The organism is Phnomibacter sp. (assembly GCF_036803085.1).
In the GTDB taxonomy this organism is placed as follows: Bacteria; Bacteroidota; Bacteroidia; order Chitinophagales; family Chitinophagaceae; genus Phnomibacter.
The window spans coordinates 300345-318422 of record NZ_DAIRUZ010000003.1; the positions used below are offsets into that span (position 1 = coordinate 300345).

The following is an 18078-nucleotide window of genomic DNA, read 5'->3' on the forward strand; positions in this document are numbered from 1 at the left end:
CCGCCATTGTTAGAGCCCGCAAAGAAACTAAATGATTGGCATAATCCGTCTGCGGGCTATAAGGCCTGTATTTTCGCAGTGGTGAGGGATTGTGAATTATGCTGCAAACTACTAAGGCTGTTATATTGCGTACTACGGCTTATGGCGATACAAGTTTGATTGTTTCGGCCTACACCGAGCGGTATGGCCTGCAGCAATACATGGTAAAAGGTGCCCGCAAAAGCAGTAAGAAAGGGAGCAGTATGAGTACCATGTTGCAACCTGCCGCCATTGTAGAACTGGTGGTGTACCATAATGAGCTGAAACAATTGCAACTGGTAAAAGAATTGAAATGGGCAGTGGTGTACCAGCAGGTGATGCACAGCATACACCGCAATGCTGTAGCCCTGTACATGATTGAACTACTCACCAAAACACTGCGCCAACCGGAAACCAACGAGGAGTTGTATGCGTTTATTGAAGACAGCCTTTGCCTGCTCGATCAATGCGATGCTGCGGTTGTGGCCAACCTGCCTTTATTTTTTTCGCTGAAGCTGGCGGCCCTGCTAGGCTTTCGAATGGATGATGATAAACCCGACGGTACCTGCTACCTCGATTTACAAGCCGGCAGTTTTGATAGAGAACCTCCCATTCACGGTATGTACCTTGATGCAGCCCTGAGTAAGGTAGCGTATGAATTGATGCAACAAGACAATGCCATTACCCTCTACCGCATCAAACTCAACCAACAGCAGCGGCGGGATTTGTTGCAGGGCTTCATTCACTTTTTTCAATATCATGTAGCCGACTTTGGCCGGTTAAAAACGGTGCAGGTGTTGCAGGAAGTGTTGGGGTGATTTTGTGAGATAAGCTGGGACACGGATTAGCACGGATGAATTTAGATTTTCACGGACTTTTCTTAAATATTTTATTTTTAGTCAACCCTATAATTCGTGTCATTCGTGGCCATTCGATTCATTCGTGATTTCATTTTCGCCTAATCAGTGTTTCTTCATTTTCAGCAAACTCCAGTCGGTTTCTTCAGCCACAATGGTATTGTTCAGCGTGCCCAATCCATCAATGGTCATGTTCACCACGTCATTAGGTTGCAGCCACTGTGGTATAAAATTGGGGTTATTGAATTTACCAGTGCCATTCAGTTCCAACAAGCAACCTGTACCTACTGTACCGCTACCAATCACATCGCCGGGGTGCAACGTAACGCCATAACTGCAACGCTCAATGATTTCTGCAAACGTCCAATCCATATCGCCGAGGTTGCCCTGGCTGAGTTGCACACCATTTACGGAGCACGTCATTGGCAAGTTCCAGCTCATTCCTACATGGTTGGGTTTTGCCGGTATTTCGTAGGGCATCAATTCATCTGTCGTTACCAACCACGGGCCAAGCACGGTACTAAAATCTTTTCCTTTGGCAGGGCCAAGACTCAGCTTCATTTCTTCCATCTGTAAGCGGCGGGCACTCAGGTCATTCATAATCATCAATCCACCAATAAAAGAGTCGGCTTCAGCCGCAGGTATGTTGCGGCCATAGCGGTTGATGACGATGGCGCATTCCAATTCAAAATCGAGTTCTTCAAAATGATCGGGCATGCAATGCACCGGCCCTGGCCCTTGTATGCTGTTATGATTGGTAAAGTAAAAAATGGGGAACTGATCAAACTCCGGAATCATCTCCACGCCACGGTTGCGGCGGGCCGAGGCCACATGTTGCCGAAACGCATAGCCATCACGACAGCTGGTAGGAAATGGCACCGGTGCCAGCAGCGATGCTCCTTCATACGCCACTGCTTTTCCGGGATTGATTTCTCCGTTGATAATGGCACTATTGGCCCGTTGGGCAATGCCAATTACATCATCCCAATAATTCAAAAACATACCCATGGTATTGGGCAACTCTGGATGCAGTTGATCCATATTGTACAATAATCCATCGTGGTAAATGGCCAGTTGTTCGTGTTCGCGGTAGATATGAGAAACCAGTTTCATGGGCAAGCATTTTTTACGGCGGCAAACATACCGACAGTTGTGGTAAATGCAGTGTTCATCAATACATCGCCGGCATCTTTTCCTGTAAGGCATCCGTCATTCTGTTTTACTTTTAGGTATGAAGCAAATGATTATTGTTTGTTTGGCATGGCTACTCATTAGCAACACAACTGCGCAAACCGTTATCCGGTATAATCAGCTGGGCTATACTACCCGCAGCAGCAAAGTAGTGGTACTGGGCAGTAAGGATCCCCTCTTCAAATTGCAGCAGTACAAGCTCATTGCATTGCATACAGGCAAAGCCGTGCTGCAGGCGAGCAAGCCCACGGCAAAAGACTTTGGCGCCTACGGTCCGTTCAAGCATAGCTACCGTATCAATCTGACAAGCGTGGTACAGCCCGGAGTGTATCAATTGTTGGTCAACGACAGCATTCGCAGCGGCATCATTCGCATTGGCGATGACGTGTACAAAGGCAGCGCCGACTTTTGCCTGCGGTACATGCGGCAGCAGCGTTGTGGCTTCAATCCTTTTCTGCAAGACAGCTGCCATACCCACGATGGTTACAGCATTTATGGCGAAAAAGCCGGCATACCCGACGGTACGTATTTCGATGCCACCGGTGGCTGGCACGATGCCAGCGACTACCTGCAATACACTACCACTACAGCCAATGCCATTTATCATTTGCTGATGGCCTACCGCGACAACCCGCATGCATTTACCGATACCAAACAGGCCAACGGACAGGAAGGAAAAAACGGCACCCCCGATGTGTTGGATGAAGCCCGCTGGGGCCTCGACTGGCTGCTGAAAATGCATCCGAAACCTGATGTGATGTTTGCCCAACTGGCCGACGACCGCGACCACATCAGCATGCGGATGCCGGCGCAAGATTCGCAGTATGGCCGTGGCTTTCAACGGCCCTTGTATTTTCTTACCGGCGAGCCACAAGGACTGGGCAAGTATCAAAACAAAACAGAGGGAACAACTTCGATTGCAGCGAAATTTAGTAGTGCTTTTAGTCTTGGATTTATGTCTTGGCAAAAGCGTGATAGCTCTTTCGCAAACCTACTCTTAGGCAAAGCCATGACCGCATCGGATTATGCCTATAAAAAGATTGGATTTACAAATACAGCACCCAACAGAGCTCCTTACTATTATGCAGAATCAAATTGGCATGATGACAGTGAGTTGGCTTTTACAAGCCTTTATGAAGGAATTAAAAAATTATCTGGTGCTGACCCGACACTCCTACAATCATTCAATGGAATGTTGGCTAATGCTTTTGCGAATGCCAAAAGTGAACCTATCACCCCATGGCTGGGTGCCGATACTGCTACGCATTACCAATGGTACCCCTTCATCAATGTGGGCCATCGGGAATTGGCCAATGTGGTTGCAGATAAAAACATCAAAGACTCACTTGTTGACTTTTACCGGCAGGGCATTGAAAAAGTATGGGCCAAGGCCAAACAAAATGCCTTTTACCGCGGTGTGCCTTTCATTTGGTGCAGCAATAACCTCACCACCAGTTTTGCTACGCAATGCCTGTGGTACCGGCAGCTGAGCGGCAGCAAACAGTATGAAGAACTGGAGCAGGCCAATATTGATTGGTTGTTTGGCACCAACCCCTGGGGCACCAGCATGGTGTATGGTTTGCCTGCCTGGGGCGATACCCCTGCCGATCCGCATTCGGCATTTAGCCATCTCAAAAACTTTCCCATTGATGGCGGCCTCATTGATGGGCCCGTGTACACATCCATTTTTAAAGGGCTGATTGGTCTTTCCCTTTACCAACCCGATGAATACGCCGAATGGCAAAGCGACCTCGCCGTGTACCACGACGATTACGGCGATTACAGCACCAACGAACCTACCATGGATGGTACTGCGAGTTTGATTTATTTGTTGTCGGCATTGGAAAACAAACCATCCCAAACCCCTGCCATGCCGGCAGGCAGGCTCCCTGAAAGGAGGACTTTGAAGCCTGATGGTCCTCAAAGTGATGTCAAGAATTTTACCACGCAACAGGGTGCAATTATTCGGGCTGATAGTACAAGTAAAGAACTGACGCTGGTGTTTACGGGTCATGAATATGCCGAAGGGATGCCGGCAATTTTGCAAACTCTGCAGCAGGAAAATATCAAAGCGGCCTTCTTTTTCACCGGCGATTTTGTGCGGCAATATCCGGCGTTGGTAAAGCAAGCCGTGCAAGCAGGGCACTACGTGGGCCCACATAGCAACAAACATTTGCTGTATGCCGATTGGAAAAATCGGGACAGCACATTGCTGAGTAAAACGCTGTTTCAGCAAGACCTGATGGCGAATTACAAGACGTTGCAAGCCGTGGGTATCAGCAGCCAAGAGGCACCATATTTTTTACCGCCGTACGAATGGTACAACCAACAAATAGCCGATTGGACCAGCGAACTAGGGCTACAACTCATTTGCCATACACCCGGCACCCTGAGTGCCGCAGACTACACCCTCAATACCGACAAGAATTACAGAAGCAGCAAAGAGATTTTCCAATCGATTATACACAAAGCGCAGCAGCCCAATGGGTTGAACGGTTATCTTTTGTTGATGCATGCCGGCGCCGGCTCTAATCGCAGTGATCCTTTCCATCAAGAACTGACTGCACTTGTTAAAAAGTTGAAAGAGTTGGGTTATCGGTTCCAAAATCTGCCCCCGATTTTGAACCATTAAATAAGTTTGTGGTTTGTTTAGCTTTGTATCGCTTTTACCCACCATTCAGTAAACAGCTTTGTTATGCAATTCGAAAAAATTCACAACAAGGGGCAGGCACGTTTATTCGAAAACCCCATCCTGGAAGCACTCACCAAAACACACCCGCTGGTTATTTGGGGCATGTACCTACCCATTTTAGGCTGGATGGTTTACCATGCAGCTACCGCCAACGATTTTTCTACAGCCCGTATTTTTTCGGTTTGGCTCATCGGGCTTTTCAGCTGGACGCTGTTTGAGTACATTGCCCACCGCTTTCTGTTTCACATGATGCCCGATAGCGACACCGGCAAACGCATTGCGTATGTGCTGCACGGCAATCACCACCATTACCCCCGTGATAAGCAGCGGCTGTTTATGCCGCCGGTACCCAGCCTCATTTTGGCAGGCATTATTTTCAGCCTGCAATACCTGCTCATGGGCAATTATGCATTCATGTTTTTCCCGGGGTTTATGCTCGGCTATTTGTTGTACGGCAGTATGCACTACGCCATTCATGCGTGGAATCCGCCCTTTAAATTCATGAAGCCGCTATGGCGCAATCATCACCTGCATCATTACAAAGATGAGCACATGGGCTTTGGTGTGAGCTCTACTTTTTGGGATCGTGTGTTTGGCACCATGTTCGATTTGAAAAAAGAAAAAGAGGATAAGGATAAAGTGCAGGAGTTGATGTTTAAGAAGTAGCGTTGGAAGGTTAAATACAATCTTACAGCCTTTTACCAACGTTCATCATCAGGAATAGTTTCATCCCGCTGTGCATGTTCGCGGCGGGATTTTATTTTTTGTAACTGCCGCTCCAGCAGCAGGTTGGCAATGATGCCAGCCGCATCGGCCGCCGGAAAATCGTGCAGCAATTGCCGCAGTTTTGCTTCCGACACATCTACCCGATACAGCAATTGCAGCAAGTCATCAAAGTGATGATTGATGAGTTCGTTCACCGCCGCCTTCAGCTGCTGATACCAGGCTGGCTCTTGCAGCACCAATTCATTTTTTTCTTGCAGCAGTAGTTCTATGTCAGCTATTTTTTCAGCCTGTGGCATACCTAAAATTTTTCGATCACACCCAACCCAAACAAAGCAAAGTCGTACTTCACCGGATCTTGCGGATCCAACTTGCGTAAATACGAAGTAAGTTGCAGTGCCGCTTGCCAGTCGGTGGGTGTACGTTGCAGCAAGTTAAACCTTCTGGCCACACGGGCCACATGTACATCCAGCGGGCAAATGAGCTGTGCCGGAGATATGCGTTCCCATATACCAAAGTCAACGCCAGCCTTATCTTTCCGCACCATCCAGCGCAAAAACATATTGAGCCTTTTGCAGGCGCTGCCAGCTGCTGGTGTGCTGATGTGTTTTTCTGTACGCTTCAAATGTTCTTGTGCAAAAAAGTACTGCCGAAAACCAATTAATGCTTTTTCAATGGTCTCTTCTGCTGGTTGCAACCATTGGCTGAAAGCCGTTTCCAAACTTTTGTGTGTAGCATAATGTTGTTGAAAAAACTGCATGCAATGCAGCAGGTCATCTGCCTGAAATGTGCGGTGTTTAAAATGCAGCAGTCGTTTCAAATCAGTAGGCTGATGTTGTGTTACAAACTGATGAGGCGCATTGTCCATCAGTTGCATCAGCTCTTTGCTTTTGGCAATAATGGTGGTGCGATTGCCCCATGCAAATATGGCCGCAAAAAATCCGGCAATTTCAATGTCTTGTTGTTGGGTAAAAGCATGCGGAATGCATACCGGATCGGCTGCAATAAAAGCAGGCTGATTGTACTGTTGTACTTTATCGTTGAAAAATTGGATAAGCGAAGCGGGCTGTTGCACCTGTCAAAAATAGGCAGCCGCTGTTAATGCAAGCGGGTGAGTTGTAATTCAAACTCTACGCGGCATTCATTTTTTACTTTGATAAATGCCACCCTGCCCGGCGATTTCAGGTTAAAGTCTTCGAGGCGGCATATGCGCCAGCCTTGCAACTTTATAACACCCTGTGCTATTTCTGACACTTCAATAGGCAGGCTGAATAAGCGGGTAACACCTGCCAGCGAAATTTCTACTGTTCCGTATACTTTTGAAACAGCGCCCACCCGTTGAATGGGAAGTTTATCGAGGCGGGCAAAACGTACGGTCATCATGGGATGCTCGTCTACTTTCAGGGTTTTGCGCAGCATGGTAGTAAAGAAATAATTGTGGCAGGAAAAATCGACCATCGCTACCTGTATTTTACCCCGTATTTCCACACTATCGCCTGTAGCATTATGCAGCAGCCATACGGTATCTACCCGTTTGTACGATGGGTTGTCGCAAGTGATGCTACCAATGTTTGACTGCCCCTTTATTTGCATGCGGCTGTTACGTTCTATACGCCATGCGGTTGCTTTTTTGGCAAAGGATGGAACAGGTACAGCATGCTGCCCCATTGCCATGAAGCATATACACCAACAGCCAATCAAAATCGAAATACGCATGAGGCCGAAAAGATAACGGGGATTGGTATAAAAAAAAGGGGCCGACTTGGAAAAGTCGGCCCGGTTAAACGGAATCAATCCATCAGAAGCCCACAATAGCTTGCAATACCACTCCGTTGAATTTACCACTAGAGCGGATGTCTGATGTTGGGAAGTCTTCGTACTTCTGATTTACGATTTCACCCTTCATCAAAATATTTTCGGTGATGAACCAACCAGCACCCAGTGCCAGGCGGCTAATTTTTTGATCGTTGCTGTTGCTGGCAATCATTTGACCACTTACGGTGTTGTAACGTACGCCCAGGAAGAAGTTTTCCTTAGCACCTACGCGGTAGATACCGTCGATAGCAAACTGATTTACTGAACGCTTGTTGAAGTTGGCAATCTTTTCAGCAATGGTGCGACCCTTAGCATTTTCGATGGTACCGAAGAGTTCAAAGCCACCTGCTTTCAGGAAAGCGTTCAACTGCATGGCAGTAATTTGCTGAGAGAAGTTCAAACCACCCAAGCGACCAGATGTATAGTTGTCTTTTACAGTTGCGGTTGGAGGCTCCATTACAAAAGAGTAGTTGCTACCGGTACGGTCGCCGGCATACAATGTACTGCGACCATCATTGTTGTTGTGATACAAAGAACCAGTAACACGCAAACGTACATCGTCGCCTACTTTACCGTCATAGCCAATTTTACCATAGAGAGATGGGCCACGCTTGTACACTGTTGTACCAGAGATTGGTCTTTGATAACCACCGTTGATCAAACCGTTGCTTACACCCAGCATGGCTATGGCTCCGCCTTTCAAATAGTACACTTCAGCTGCTACTTCAGTGGCAAATGCATCCATGATGTAGTTTTCGATGAAGGGGTTGTACAGTGCGTGTCCGCCATCGCTACGACGGTAGTGTTGGTCGCCGTAGTTGATTTCGAAGTGACCAGCTTTGATACGTACATTCTCCATGATTTTGTCAAAGAATTCGCCTTTGAAAGGAAGCTTATCCATTTGCAGGTAGCCACCTTTTACCCAAGTTTCGTTGTGGTGGTGAGAAGACAGGTAAGTAGTCACGTTCAGTTGAATACCTTCTGCCAGCATCGCATCCATGTAAAGGTTGGCTTGTGCAATGCCAAAGCCTGAAGCCAAACGAGGATACAATTCGGGAGTAGTGGCGCTGGTACCGAGGCTGCGGGCATTTTCATGCTCCAGCTTTTGCCACTGCTGTGTAAAACCGGTACCAAAGCGAACCTTTACACCATCAAATGGAGCTGGAGCTTGTTTGGCTGGTTCAAATACGTTTACACCAGATTTGTCGTATTGGCGGAAGTTGGTCCAATAGTTGTCTTTTTGTTCTTTTTTCTCAGCACGTTTTGCTTTTTTCTCAGCTTTTTCGTCTTGTGCAAAACTGCTGGCAGGCATCAGGCCTAATGCGGCAATTGTAAATGCGGCCAGATACAGAGAAATCTTTTTCATGATACAGATTTTGGTTAGAAAATCGTTGGGGTTTCTGATTATCGTTCTAATCAACACTAATATGCGTACGTTATTTGCGCATTACACCGCTAAAGCTGATGGTAATGTCGTCGCCTGTTTTAATAGAGCCCATCATGAATGTGGGAGGCTTTACACCAAAGGTGGTCATCTTGATAGCCTTTTTACCGTTGAAACTGATGCTGCCATCGGCACCTACAGTACAGGTAGCTACAATCTCCGTATTCACTGCTTTGCCAGCTATTTGCAGCATGCCTACACATTTTACAATGTAGCTATTGCCTTGTGCTGTTACAGTACCACTGGTTGCCGCAAACTTGATGACATTGTAGGCTTTGGTATCCATGGCCTTGTAAGCATTGTTGTCCATGGCTTCTTTACCACTTTTGAGTGCAGTAGGACCAACAACAAAATTGAGAGATAAGAGATCGGTGGGTTTTCCTGCAGCGTCCAATTCGAAATTGGCGGCGATTGATCCATTCGTTGCTTTCATTTCCCAGTCGTGCAACGTAGATGTTCCGGCAACTACTACACTAACTGCGTTTGTTTTTAAGGTCACTTGTGCAAGTGCTGGCTGAAGCAAGAGAAGCAGTACCAGATTTAGCATGCCCGTTTTGAAGCGTTCCATAATTGTGAGCTTTAATGACAATGTAAAAGTAGTCCGCCACACAAGCCTCATTTATGTTCGCTGTCAGCAGGTGCCGTGATTGTTGTCAAGTACACGCATGACAATTATCATGTATTCGTATTCTGGGAATTCTACATTCCTGCACCAGCACCCACTCTCTTTACATAGAAATGCGCTGAAAGCCTTTCGGGTAAAGGCTTTCAGCGCAAATTGATATTGCCATTTGTCTTTCATCAATCAATACCAAACAAGCAATTTTATTGCATAAACTGTAGTTATGACGCTGTCCTTATTGCGAATTCTTTACTTCTTTCCGGGTTTTGGCTAAAGTTATTAAAGACACTACGGCTATGATAACCCACACTACATTTACCAATGCCGATGGATAAGCACCATGATAGATGGTATTGATAATAAAAAATAAACCGCCAACGAGATTACTCCATATATACAAAGGTGATTGTGCAGACAACTTGCCGCGAATGTTTAAAAAGTAAGCACCAACAATCAGTACCGATGCAATCCAACCCAATATTTCAATCGACAGCTCCATCATCATTTTTCAATTTATACAAGAGGTAAAAAATGCCCGGCAATACAGCCAGGCATGGTACAATTCATATTTTACTGGTTTAGCCAATCGCCTGTGCCAAATCATCAATCAAATCATCTGCATCTTCTATACCCACACTCAGGCGAATGAGTGTATCGCTGAGGCCGTTTTTCAGCCGCTCTTCACGGGGAATTGAAGCATGGGTCATGCTGGCGGGATGGTTAATCAAACTCTCAACACCACCCAGGCTTTCGGCTAATGAAAACAGCTTTGTGCTGCTCAAAACCCGGCGGGCTTCATCCATACTATCATCCTTCAATTCAAAACTAATCATGCCGCCATAGCCACGCATTTGCTTTTTGGCAATAGCATGGTTTGGATGATCATCAAAACCGGGCCAATACACCTGCCCTACTTTAGGATGCTGCCGCAACCAATGCGCTACTTTCTCGCCATTCTCGCAATGGCGCTGCATGCGTATGTGTAATGTTTTAATACCCCGCAATACCAAAAAACAATCCATGGGCCCGGGCACAGCACCGCAGCTTTTTTGTATGAAATACAATTGGTCTTTGAGTGCCGCATCGTTCATTACCAGGCACCCTTGTATTACATCGCTGTGGCCGCCCAAATATTTGGTAGCACTGTGCATCACTATATCCGCACCAAGGTCGAGTGGATTTTGCAAGTAGGGCGATGCAAAGGTATTGTCTACACAAAGCAGCACACCGCTAGCTTTTGCAATAGTACTTACCGCAGCAATATCCGTAATGTTCATCAGCGGATTGGTGGGCGTTTCTGTCCAAATGAGTTTGGTATTGGCATTGATATGCGCCTTGATGTTATCGGCCTGCTGCATGTTTACATAATGAAAGCGAATACCAAACTTTTCATACACTTTGGTAAACAGGCGATAGGTACCGCCATACATATCATTGGCGCAAATGACTTCGTCGCCGGGCTGCAGCAATTTCATCACCGCATCGGTAGCTGCTACGCCACTGCTAAAGGCAAGGCCGAAATTTCCGTTTTCAATTTCGGCATAAGCGGCCTCCAGCGCAAAGCGGGTGGGGTTTTGGCTGCGGGCATATTCGTAGCCTTTGTGGTCGCCGGGTGCGGCCTGCACATAGGTAGATGTTTGATAAATGGGCGTCATAATGGCGCCGGTAGAAGGATCCGGTTCGGCACCGGCATGTATCATTTTGGTGGCAAGCTTCATGGTGTATGATTTGGAACTGCAAATATGCTGCATTTGGCCACGTGCCCGCCACCGGCTGATGACTATCATATTTTAAGTGTGACGAAGGTTACAGATTTGCACAGGCAACTGCTGCTACTTTGTACAAGCATATGCCAGCATACCGATGGCTTGCCTGTTTAAACTCCATCGAGCTATGAAACATTTTTTTATTGCTATTGCGTCAATATTGTTTGCTGTAGCCTGCAAGCAACCGGCACCTGCAACCGTTGCAACAAGTACACCACTCAAAAAAGTAATGGATGGTAACGCCCGTTTTGCCGCAGTTCATCCTATTCACCCAGATGAGAGTGCCAACCGCACCCATGAAATTGCCGAAGGGCAGCATCCGTTTGCAGTGGTGATTGCATGCTCAGACAGCCGCGTAGCACCCGAACTTATTTTCGATGAAGGGCTTGGCGATTTGTTTGTTATCAGAACAGCAGGCAATATCATCAGCGAAGTAGAACTGGGCAGTGTAGAATATGCAGTAGAACACTTACACGTGCCACTGGTGATAGTAATGGGGCACGAACGCTGTGGCGCAGTAGAAGCCATGCTAAGTGGTGCATTGCCTCATAATCACATCAAAAGCATTATTGATAGCCTGCGCAATGAATCAGAAATAAAAGCCATACCAGTGAATGATCAACAACGCTTGGCCCATTGTGTAGAAGCCAATGTACGGCATGGTGTAAAAGAACTGTTGACACAATCAACAGTAATTCAGGAAGCACTGCACAACGGTAAGCTGCAAGTAGTAGGAGCTCACTACGACTTAGACGACCGCAAGGTGCGTATCATTACAGAACAATAAAATTCATCCTTTATTTAGCAGCGTACTTAATGGGCAACAATGCTTTTTGATTGTCCCAGAGTATTACCAGATTGCCGCTGTTGTCGAACACCATGGTAAAAAATTCTACCACTGTTTCTGCATTGGCTACGTTGATGCTGGTACGTAGTACGTCTTTTGTTTTATCGTAGCTGAAAGCCCCCCAGGCATCTACTCCTTTATTAAAAATAATGGTCCACTGGCCTGCTTGAGGAATGCAAAAAAGGGCATACTTCCCTTTGGGCAGTTTGGCTTTACCAATGGTTACTTCTTTATAAAATTCAATTTCGGTACACTCGTTGGCACCCAACCGCCAGAGCTCATTGTACTTTACTACATCACCAAAAATGGTACGGCCATTTTTTTGCGGCCTGCTGTATATTACCCTTGCATGAGGAGTAGCCGGTGCCGTTTTGGTTTGAAACTTCAGAATAGGATAGCCATGCGGATGATACGAAACATCCAAAGGTGACTTATCGGGTTCGGTAATTTGTAACTGTGCCGAAGCCGACAATGCAACAACAATGGCCAACAACATACTGCCTATTCCCTTCATGATATATCTCATTTACTTCAAAAGTAATGGCTTGCAACTTTGTAAATGCCACCAAAAATGTAAAAATCATGTTACCCAATCTCAACTATGTAACAGCTTCGGCTGCATTGCAGGCTATACAAAGCGGCCATAGAGTATACATTCATGGTAGTGCTCAAACACCGCTGCATTTGCTATCAGAACTGGCCAAGCACAAAGACAGGCTGCACAATGTTGAGCTCGTTTTCATAACTGTGCAGGGCGATATAGTAGTTGACAAACCTGAGTATGAAGGTCATTTCAACATCAATTGCATGTTTGTGAGTGAGTCGGTACGCATGGCAGTAAATGAAGGCCGTGCCGATTTTATTCCCGTATTCCTGAGCGATATACCCGACTTGTTTAATAGTGTGATGCCTGTAGATGTAGCACTGGTACAGGTTTCGCCACCCGATGAGCATGGCTATTGCAGCCTTGGTGCTTCGGTAGACATTGCCCGCAGTGCCGTAAATACTGCTGGTTGCATTATTGCACAAATCAATCCACGTGTGCCCCGCACCCATGGCGATGGTATGGTACACTACAGCCGCTTTACTCACATGGTGTGGCACGAAGCCGAGCTGCCACAAATTGATTACAGTGCTAAAACCGGTGCTGATGAACTGCGCATTGGCGAACTCATAGCGGGGATGATTGAAGATGGCAGCACTTTGCAAATGGGTATTGGCACCATACCCGATGCTGTGCTGAAATGCCTTGGCAATCATAAAAACCTCGGCGTACACACCGAAATGTTTAGCGATGGCATTGTACCGCTGGTGCAAAAAGACATCATCAACAATCGTTGCAAACGCATTCACCCCAACAAATCGGTTACCGGTTTTGCTGTAGGCACCAACCTCTTGTACGATTATGTAAACGACAATCCCAGCTTTGCCTTTCTCGATATTGATTATGTAAATGACCCGCATGTTATCCGGCGCAATCCCAAAGTGGTGGCCATTAACAGTGCAATTGAAATAGACATCACCGGGCAGGTGTGTGCCGATAGCATTGGTACCCGTCAGTTTAGCGGCATTGGTGGCCAAATGGATTTTATGCGTGGTGCAGCCCTGAGCGAAGGTGGTAAACCAATCATAGCCGTTACCAGCCGTTCGGCCAAAGGCATTGCCCGCATTGTACCATTTTTAAAACCAGGGGCAGGTGTGGTTACCACCCGTGGCCATATTCATTACGTAGTTACGGAGTACGGCATTGCTTACTTGCGGGGCAAAAACCTGCGGCAACGGGCACATGAGCTCATCAGTATTTCGCACCCCGACGACCGCGAAATGCTGGAGCGGGCCTGCTTCGAAAGGTTTCACAAGTTTTAATACATAAATTTTCCCTCAACAACTAACATAGCCCGTTGTATCTATTTATGATGCGGGCATTTTGTTGGTTTCATGCTGCTATTTGTATGCACTCTCGCTATAAATGCTGCACCTTTGCCAACCGCCATTTGCCAAGCAATGCTGCGGCCCCAACAACATGAACACAAGAACAGAAGAATTATACCTGGAGGCTGAAGCCGATATCAGAAGCAGCAACTTTCATGAGGCTTTTCGCAAGTACGAAGAAATTTTGTACGAAGAGCCAGATTATGCCCCCGCCCACAATTCTCTCGGCTGGATTTATAAAACACAATTCGAAAATTTTCAGAAAGCAGAGGTGCATTTCAAAGCGGCCATAGCTTCAGATCCGCTGTATCCGCATCCTTATTTTCACATGGCCAGCATACTAGTAGAGCTGGAGCGGTTTGAAGAACTGCGGGAGTTTCTCGATCGTTGCCTCGGCATTCGCACCCTCGATAAAAGCTGGGTGTACTTTAGGTATGGCATGGTAGCCGAACTGCGTGGCCAGTTTAGCGAAGCCATGGATTGGTACCGCAAAGCATTGCTGCAAACCATGAACAACGATAAGGTGCGGGATTACCAAACCGACATTGAACGTTGCCAAACAAAAATGAACATCGGCAGGCAAAACAAGCCGTGGCTGAGCTTCCGCAGAAAATAATGCATTTATTTTTCAACTGGCAGTACACGCTCTGTAAACGTCGTGTGTTTATGCAGTTGTACACACTACGTGAAAAAAACGGCACCTATTTTGCATAGGTGCCTGATATAGATTTGAAAATATTTTTTTTATGAAATTTTCTGCAAGGCCTGTTACTACGTTGGCTATCATTTTTTTACTGCTGCTGGTTACTATTTACGGTGTGGCAGCTATAGTGAGCTAACTCCTTTTTGCTGCTTATCTCTTACTCACAGCAATATTACATGCAGGCAATTTTGCCCACTCTGTTGGCATGCCTTCCACCTTCAAACGCTGTGTTCATAAAGGTTTCAATCATTTGTAAAGCGTAAGGCAGTGCTACAAAACGAGCCGGAATACAAATCACATTGGCATCGTTGTGCAGGCGTATGAGCTTAGCCACTTCATTGTCCCAGCAAAGGCCGGCTCTTATACCCTGATGTTTATTGGCGGTGATGGCTACGCCGTTGGCACTACCACAAAAAAGAATACCAAAAGCACACACGCCATTTTCTACCGATGCCGCAGTGGGATGCGCAAAATCGGGGTAATCAACTGAGTCGGTAGTCATGGCACCATAATCATTTACCACATAGCCTTTTTGCTGCAACCATTGCTTCACCGCCATTTTGTATTCAACACCGGCATGGTCGTTGCCTATTGCAATCGGTAAGGATAAATCGAAAGTCATAACAAAAGTTTTGTGTTAAAAAAAGCTGCCGAAAAGGTACTGGTACCCTATGGGTTAGCTCCATTCTTTTTCTTCTTCGGCAATAATCTTTTTAGAAATACGTGCCGATACGATCACACTAAATTCGTACAGCAAAATGAGCGGAAATACCACCAGCAGCTGGCTGCTCAAATCGGGGCTGGGTGTAATTACCGCAGCAATTACCAGCAAGCCCACGTATGCATACTTGCGATACTCCCGCAAAAAGCGGGGCGTAATAAGGCCAATGCGGGTGAGCACAAAACTCACCACTGGCAGTTCAAATGCCAGGCCAGCACCCACGGTAATATCTACCAGGTTGTCGATGTAATCATTCAGCGCCGGGCGGGTTTCAATAATGTTTTTGGTACCAATGGTATAGTTGGCCAAAAAGCTGAACGTGAACGGTGCCAGCAGAAAATAACCAAACGCTACACCCAGCATAAAAAACAAGGTGACCCAAAAGATAGCACCACGGGTAGCTTTTAGTTCAGCTGGCTTTAGGGCTGGTTTTATAAAGCGCCACACCTCCCAAAAAATGTAGGGAAAGGCCACTATAATACCGCATACAAAGGCAATGGTAATGCTGCTCACAAACTGCCCGCCAAACGTGGTGGTTTGCATTTGTATGTTGGGCGTAGGCAGGCAAAGCGAATCGCCGATGCCCATTTTTTGACCCATTTCGCAGAGCCAGCTGTAGGTTACAAATCCTTTTTCGATGGGGCCAAAAATAATTACATCCATCACCTCATCGATATACACAAACACGGTAATGGCGCCCACCAGTACGGCTATCACCGACCGCATGATGTGCCACCTCAATTCTTCGAGGTGGTCGATGAAGCTCATTTCTGCGCCTTCTTCTAACCCGTCTTTTCTACGCTCCAGTAATTTTAGCGCCACTGTGCCAATGTTTTTTTAGGTGGCCAAAGGTAAGGATTGAGGCCATGCGTTTTTTGCCAATCAGTGGCGGGCTGTACACCAGGCAGCTCCTGCTTTTACAGCCTTTTTAAAAACCGGACAATCTTCGTCGTGGGCTCCGGGCAAATAGCCGGTGCTCATCAAAAACTCGTTCACAATTTCTCCGCCGGTAAAGCGAAAATGCTTTTTAAACAACTTCACCCATTCTTCTTTGCGCAGCGGATGATGCGCTTCAATCCATTGCTTGAAGCTGCCATGTGATTGCTGCAATTGCAACACCATGCCGGCATTGTAGATGGCCGCATCCACTTTCAGCCGGTTGCGAATAATGCCTGCATCGTTGAGTAATCGCTGGCGGTCATCTTCGCCATAAGCAGCAATGGCTGCAATTCTGTAGCCACTGTATGCCTGCCTAAAGTTGTCTTCCTTTTTTAGAATGGTCGTCCAGCTTAAGCCAGCCTGATTGATTTCAAGAATCAATCGGCCAAACAATTCGTCATCGCTATCGATAGGAAAACCGTATTGATGATTGTGGTAATGACGATGCTCCGGCTGCTCGTTGTGCGGCAGTGTGTTTACGTAAGTGCAATAGCTCATGTACAAAAATTAGAGCAGTTTCAACTTGAGCAATTCTATGCGGGTATCACTCATGTTCAGTATTTCAAACTGATAGTTGCCAATAATAATCCGATCGCCCTGGCGGGGCAGCACATCATGATGGTTGATTACAAATCCGCTGAGCGTTTCCGATGATTCGGCCCGTTCAAAATCCAGCTGGTATTTTTCGTTGAGATAGTCCAGCTCCAAGCGGCCGCTAAACATGAACTCGCCTTCGGCCAGTTGCTTTTCTACAAACTCATCAGTATCATACTCATCATGTATTTCTCCGAATATTTCTTCCAGCAAATCTTCCATAGTAACTACACCTGCAGTACCGCCAAACTCATCTACCACCCAAGCCATGCTTTTGCGTTCACGGGTTAGTTTATTAATGAGGTCCGATACACTCATGCTTTCTGGCACAGCAGGAATGCTGATGAGAATAGCCGATACATCTGTGGGGTTTTTAAACAAATCCAGTTGGTGTACATAGCCGAGTATGTTATCAATATTGCCATCGTACACCACCAGTTTGCTCAGCTTGGTATCTACCATTTTTTGCGTAACGGTATGTATATTGGTGCGAATGTCTATACCAATAATCTCTTTGCGGGGCACCAGACAATTACGAATTTTTACTCCCGGCAGGCTCAGTGCATTTTCAAATAATTCCTGATTCAGTTCTGGCTGATCTTCTTCCGATTCTTTTGTTTGCTGAAAATAATGTTCCAGATCAATGCGGCTAAATGGTCGCTTGGGGTCTTCTACCTGCACATTAAAAATGTATTTCAAAATCCAGGTGGAAATATTGACAAACAAAATACTGATGGGGTCGAATATGCGGTAAAAGAAAAGAATAACGGGAGCGAAAAAATGAATGAGTGCTTCGCTTTTAGCCCTGAAAATGGCTTTGAAAATAAACTCAAACAACAACACCAATGTAGCTGCAATGACAACATTAATAACCACCGACAATGTGCCCGACTGGTCCAGCTGATGTATGCCCAACAGCTGCCAAACCTGACTGAGCACATCGCTGGCTACCAGCCCATACAGCACCAGAAAAATATTGAACCCCATGAGGCACACCCCAATAAAGCGGGATGGGTTTTCGAGAAAGCGGGAAATAATCATCCCACTCCGGTTGCCCCGTTTTTTTTTGAGTTCGATGCTAAGCTTGTTGGCGCTGATAAAGGCAATTTCCATGCCGGCAAAAAAACCGGTGAGCAATAATGCGATGATCAGTATAGCGATGTACATACCGTAAAATACTTAATGAATTGATTCAAAAGTAAACAATAGCAACT

19 protein-coding genes are annotated in these 18078 nt (G+C 46.3%); 6 read left to right on the top strand and 13 right to left on the bottom strand.

Going from position 1 to position 18078, the window contains the following annotated elements:
- Positions 1 to 98 precede the first annotated feature (98 nt).
- Entirely contained in the window at positions 99 to 836 is a 738-nt protein-coding gene (gene recO / locus V7Q13_RS08285) for a DNA repair protein RecO (protein ID WP_333800214.1), read from the top strand.
- A 144-nt stretch (positions 837 to 980) separates the two neighbouring features.
- Here recO and V7Q13_RS08290 read toward each other — a convergent pair whose 3' ends face one another.
- Positions 981 to 1988 (bottom strand): fumarylacetoacetate hydrolase family protein, encoded by a 1008-nt coding sequence (locus tag V7Q13_RS08290; protein ID WP_333800215.1) that lies wholly within the window; start codon positions 1986 to 1988, stop codon positions 981 to 983.
- A 118-nt stretch (positions 1989 to 2106) separates the two neighbouring features.
- On the opposite strand from V7Q13_RS08290, the gene V7Q13_RS08295 reads away from it, so the two are divergent.
- Together V7Q13_RS08295 and V7Q13_RS08300 are read left to right on the top strand one after the other, a co-directional pair.
- A complete protein-coding gene (locus V7Q13_RS08295) occupies positions 2107 to 4698 on the top strand; it encodes a glycoside hydrolase family 9 protein (RefSeq protein ID WP_333800216.1) in 2592 nt (863 codons plus the stop codon).
- Positions 4699 to 4761: 63 nt separating this feature from the next.
- Positions 4762 to 5424 (top strand): sterol desaturase family protein, encoded by a 663-nt coding sequence (locus V7Q13_RS08300; protein WP_333800217.1) that lies wholly within the window; start codon positions 4762 to 4764, stop codon positions 5422 to 5424.
- Between the two features lie 32 nt (positions 5425 to 5456).
- Here the strand turns inward: V7Q13_RS08300 and V7Q13_RS08305 are convergent, their stop codons facing one another.
- From V7Q13_RS08305 to V7Q13_RS08335, 7 genes are all read right to left on the bottom strand, one after another.
- On the bottom strand, positions 5457 to 5780 hold the full coding sequence (locus V7Q13_RS08305) for a hypothetical protein (protein WP_333800218.1): 324 nt from the start codon (positions 5778 to 5780) through the stop codon (positions 5457 to 5459).
- Between the two features lie 2 nt (positions 5781 to 5782).
- Positions 5783 to 6556, bottom strand: a complete 774-nt coding sequence (locus V7Q13_RS08310) for a TIGR02757 family protein (protein WP_333800219.1) — start codon at positions 6554 to 6556, stop codon at positions 5783 to 5785.
- Between the two features lie 23 nt (positions 6557 to 6579).
- Complete coding sequence (locus V7Q13_RS08315; protein ID WP_333800220.1) at positions 6580 to 7197, bottom strand: hypothetical protein; 618 nt, start codon at positions 7195 to 7197, stop codon at positions 6580 to 6582.
- An 82-nt stretch (positions 7198 to 7279) separates the two neighbouring features.
- Positions 7280 to 8662 carry a hypothetical protein gene (locus V7Q13_RS08320; RefSeq protein ID WP_333800221.1) on the bottom strand — a complete coding sequence of 461 codons (1383 nt, stop codon included), beginning with the start codon at positions 8660 to 8662 and terminating at the stop codon, positions 7280 to 7282.
- A 70-nt stretch (positions 8663 to 8732) separates the two neighbouring features.
- Complete coding sequence (locus V7Q13_RS08325; protein ID WP_333800222.1) at positions 8733 to 9308, bottom strand: YceI family protein; 576 nt, start codon at positions 9306 to 9308, stop codon at positions 8733 to 8735.
- A gap of 289 nt (positions 9309 to 9597) precedes the next feature.
- A complete protein-coding gene (locus V7Q13_RS08330) occupies positions 9598 to 9867 on the bottom strand; it encodes a CBU_0592 family membrane protein (protein WP_333800223.1) in 270 nt (89 codons plus the stop codon).
- A 73-nt stretch (positions 9868 to 9940) separates the two neighbouring features.
- Entirely contained in the window at positions 9941 to 11149 is a 1209-nt protein-coding gene (locus V7Q13_RS08335; RefSeq protein WP_333800224.1) for a cystathionine gamma-synthase, read from the bottom strand.
- 106 nt (positions 11150 to 11255) lie between these two features.
- Here V7Q13_RS08335 and V7Q13_RS08340 point away from each other — a divergent pair, with 106 nt between their 5' ends.
- Positions 11256 to 11915 (top strand): carbonic anhydrase, encoded by a 660-nt coding sequence (locus tag V7Q13_RS08340; protein ID WP_333800225.1) that lies wholly within the window; start codon positions 11256 to 11258, stop codon positions 11913 to 11915.
- Between the two features lie 10 nt (positions 11916 to 11925).
- On the opposite strand, the gene V7Q13_RS08345 is transcribed toward V7Q13_RS08340, so the two are convergent.
- Positions 11926 to 12489, bottom strand: a complete 564-nt coding sequence (locus V7Q13_RS08345) for a DUF2911 domain-containing protein (RefSeq protein WP_333800226.1) — start codon at positions 12487 to 12489, stop codon at positions 11926 to 11928.
- 68 nt (positions 12490 to 12557) lie between these two features.
- On the opposite strand from V7Q13_RS08345, the gene V7Q13_RS08350 reads away from it, so the two are divergent.
- Both V7Q13_RS08350 and V7Q13_RS08355 read left to right on the top strand, forming a co-directional pair.
- Positions 12558 to 13841: an acetyl-CoA hydrolase/transferase family protein gene (locus V7Q13_RS08350; RefSeq protein WP_333800227.1), complete on the top strand. Its 1284-nt coding sequence runs from the start codon at positions 12558 to 12560 to the stop codon at positions 13839 to 13841.
- Between the two features lie 157 nt (positions 13842 to 13998).
- Positions 13999 to 14523: a tetratricopeptide repeat protein gene (locus tag V7Q13_RS08355; protein WP_333800228.1), complete on the top strand. Its 525-nt coding sequence runs from the start codon at positions 13999 to 14001 to the stop codon at positions 14521 to 14523.
- A 259-nt stretch (positions 14524 to 14782) separates the two neighbouring features.
- Here V7Q13_RS08355 and rpiB read toward each other — a convergent pair whose 3' ends face one another.
- Genes rpiB through V7Q13_RS08375 form a run of 4 tightly spaced genes read right to left on the bottom strand, consistent with a single transcriptional unit; the run spans position 14783 to position 18031 of the window.
- The gene (rpiB, locus tag V7Q13_RS08360; protein ID WP_333800229.1) at positions 14783 to 15232 is read right to left on the bottom strand and encodes a ribose 5-phosphate isomerase B; all 450 of its coding nucleotides are present in this window, start codon (positions 15230 to 15232) and stop codon (positions 14783 to 14785) included.
- A 54-nt stretch (positions 15233 to 15286) separates the two neighbouring features.
- Positions 15287 to 16153: a twin-arginine translocase subunit TatC gene (gene tatC, locus V7Q13_RS08365; protein ID WP_246186102.1), complete on the bottom strand. Its 867-nt coding sequence runs from the start codon at positions 16151 to 16153 to the stop codon at positions 15287 to 15289.
- A 60-nt stretch (positions 16154 to 16213) separates the two neighbouring features.
- Positions 16214 to 16768, bottom strand: coding sequence for a DNA-3-methyladenine glycosylase I (locus V7Q13_RS08370; RefSeq protein ID WP_333800230.1), 555 nt, complete (start codon positions 16766 to 16768; stop codon positions 16214 to 16216).
- A gap of 9 nt (positions 16769 to 16777) precedes the next feature.
- A complete protein-coding gene (locus tag V7Q13_RS08375; protein ID WP_333800231.1) occupies positions 16778 to 18031 on the bottom strand; it encodes a hemolysin family protein in 1254 nt (417 codons plus the stop codon).
- Positions 18032 to 18078: the final 47 nt, after the last annotated feature.

Excerpts from the sequence above, each read along its gene's own strand:
- recO (WP_333800214.1), top strand. The coding sequence starts at position 99 with ATGCTGCAAACTACTAAGGCTGTTATATTGCGTACTACGGCTTATGGC.
- V7Q13_RS08290 (WP_333800215.1), bottom strand. The coding sequence starts at position 1,988 with ATGAAACTGGTTTCTCATATCTACCGCGAACACGAACAACTGGCCATT.
- V7Q13_RS08295 (WP_333800216.1), top strand. The coding sequence starts at position 2,107 with ATGAAGCAAATGATTATTGTTTGTTTGGCATGGCTACTCATTAGCAAC.
- V7Q13_RS08300 (WP_333800217.1), top strand. The coding sequence starts at position 4,762 with ATGCAATTCGAAAAAATTCACAACAAGGGGCAGGCACGTTTATTCGAA.
- V7Q13_RS08305 (WP_333800218.1), bottom strand. The coding sequence starts at position 5,780 with ATGCCACAGGCTGAAAAAATAGCTGACATAGAACTACTGCTGCAAGAA.
- V7Q13_RS08315 (WP_333800220.1), bottom strand. The coding sequence starts at position 7,197 with ATGCGTATTTCGATTTTGATTGGCTGTTGGTGTATATGCTTCATGGCA.
- V7Q13_RS08320 (WP_333800221.1), bottom strand. The coding sequence starts at position 8,662 with ATGAAAAAGATTTCTCTGTATCTGGCCGCATTTACAATTGCCGCATTA.
- V7Q13_RS08325 (WP_333800222.1), bottom strand. The coding sequence starts at position 9,308 with ATGGAACGCTTCAAAACGGGCATGCTAAATCTGGTACTGCTTCTCTTG.
- V7Q13_RS08330 (WP_333800223.1), bottom strand. The coding sequence starts at position 9,867 with ATGATGATGGAGCTGTCGATTGAAATATTGGGTTGGATTGCATCGGTA.
- V7Q13_RS08335 (WP_333800224.1), bottom strand. The coding sequence starts at position 11,149 with ATGATAGTCATCAGCCGGTGGCGGGCACGTGGCCAAATGCAGCATATT.
- V7Q13_RS08340 (WP_333800225.1), top strand. The coding sequence starts at position 11,256 with ATGAAACATTTTTTTATTGCTATTGCGTCAATATTGTTTGCTGTAGCC.
- V7Q13_RS08345 (WP_333800226.1), bottom strand. The coding sequence starts at position 12,489 with ATGAAGGGAATAGGCAGTATGTTGTTGGCCATTGTTGTTGCATTGTCG.
- V7Q13_RS08350 (WP_333800227.1), top strand. The coding sequence starts at position 12,558 with ATGTTACCCAATCTCAACTATGTAACAGCTTCGGCTGCATTGCAGGCT.
- V7Q13_RS08355 (WP_333800228.1), top strand. The coding sequence starts at position 13,999 with ATGAACACAAGAACAGAAGAATTATACCTGGAGGCTGAAGCCGATATC.
- rpiB (WP_333800229.1), bottom strand. The coding sequence starts at position 15,232 with ATGACTTTCGATTTATCCTTACCGATTGCAATAGGCAACGACCATGCC.
- V7Q13_RS08370 (WP_333800230.1), bottom strand. The coding sequence starts at position 16,768 with ATGAGCTATTGCACTTACGTAAACACACTGCCGCACAACGAGCAGCCG.
- V7Q13_RS08375 (WP_333800231.1), bottom strand. The coding sequence starts at position 18,031 with ATGTACATCGCTATACTGATCATCGCATTATTGCTCACCGGTTTTTTT.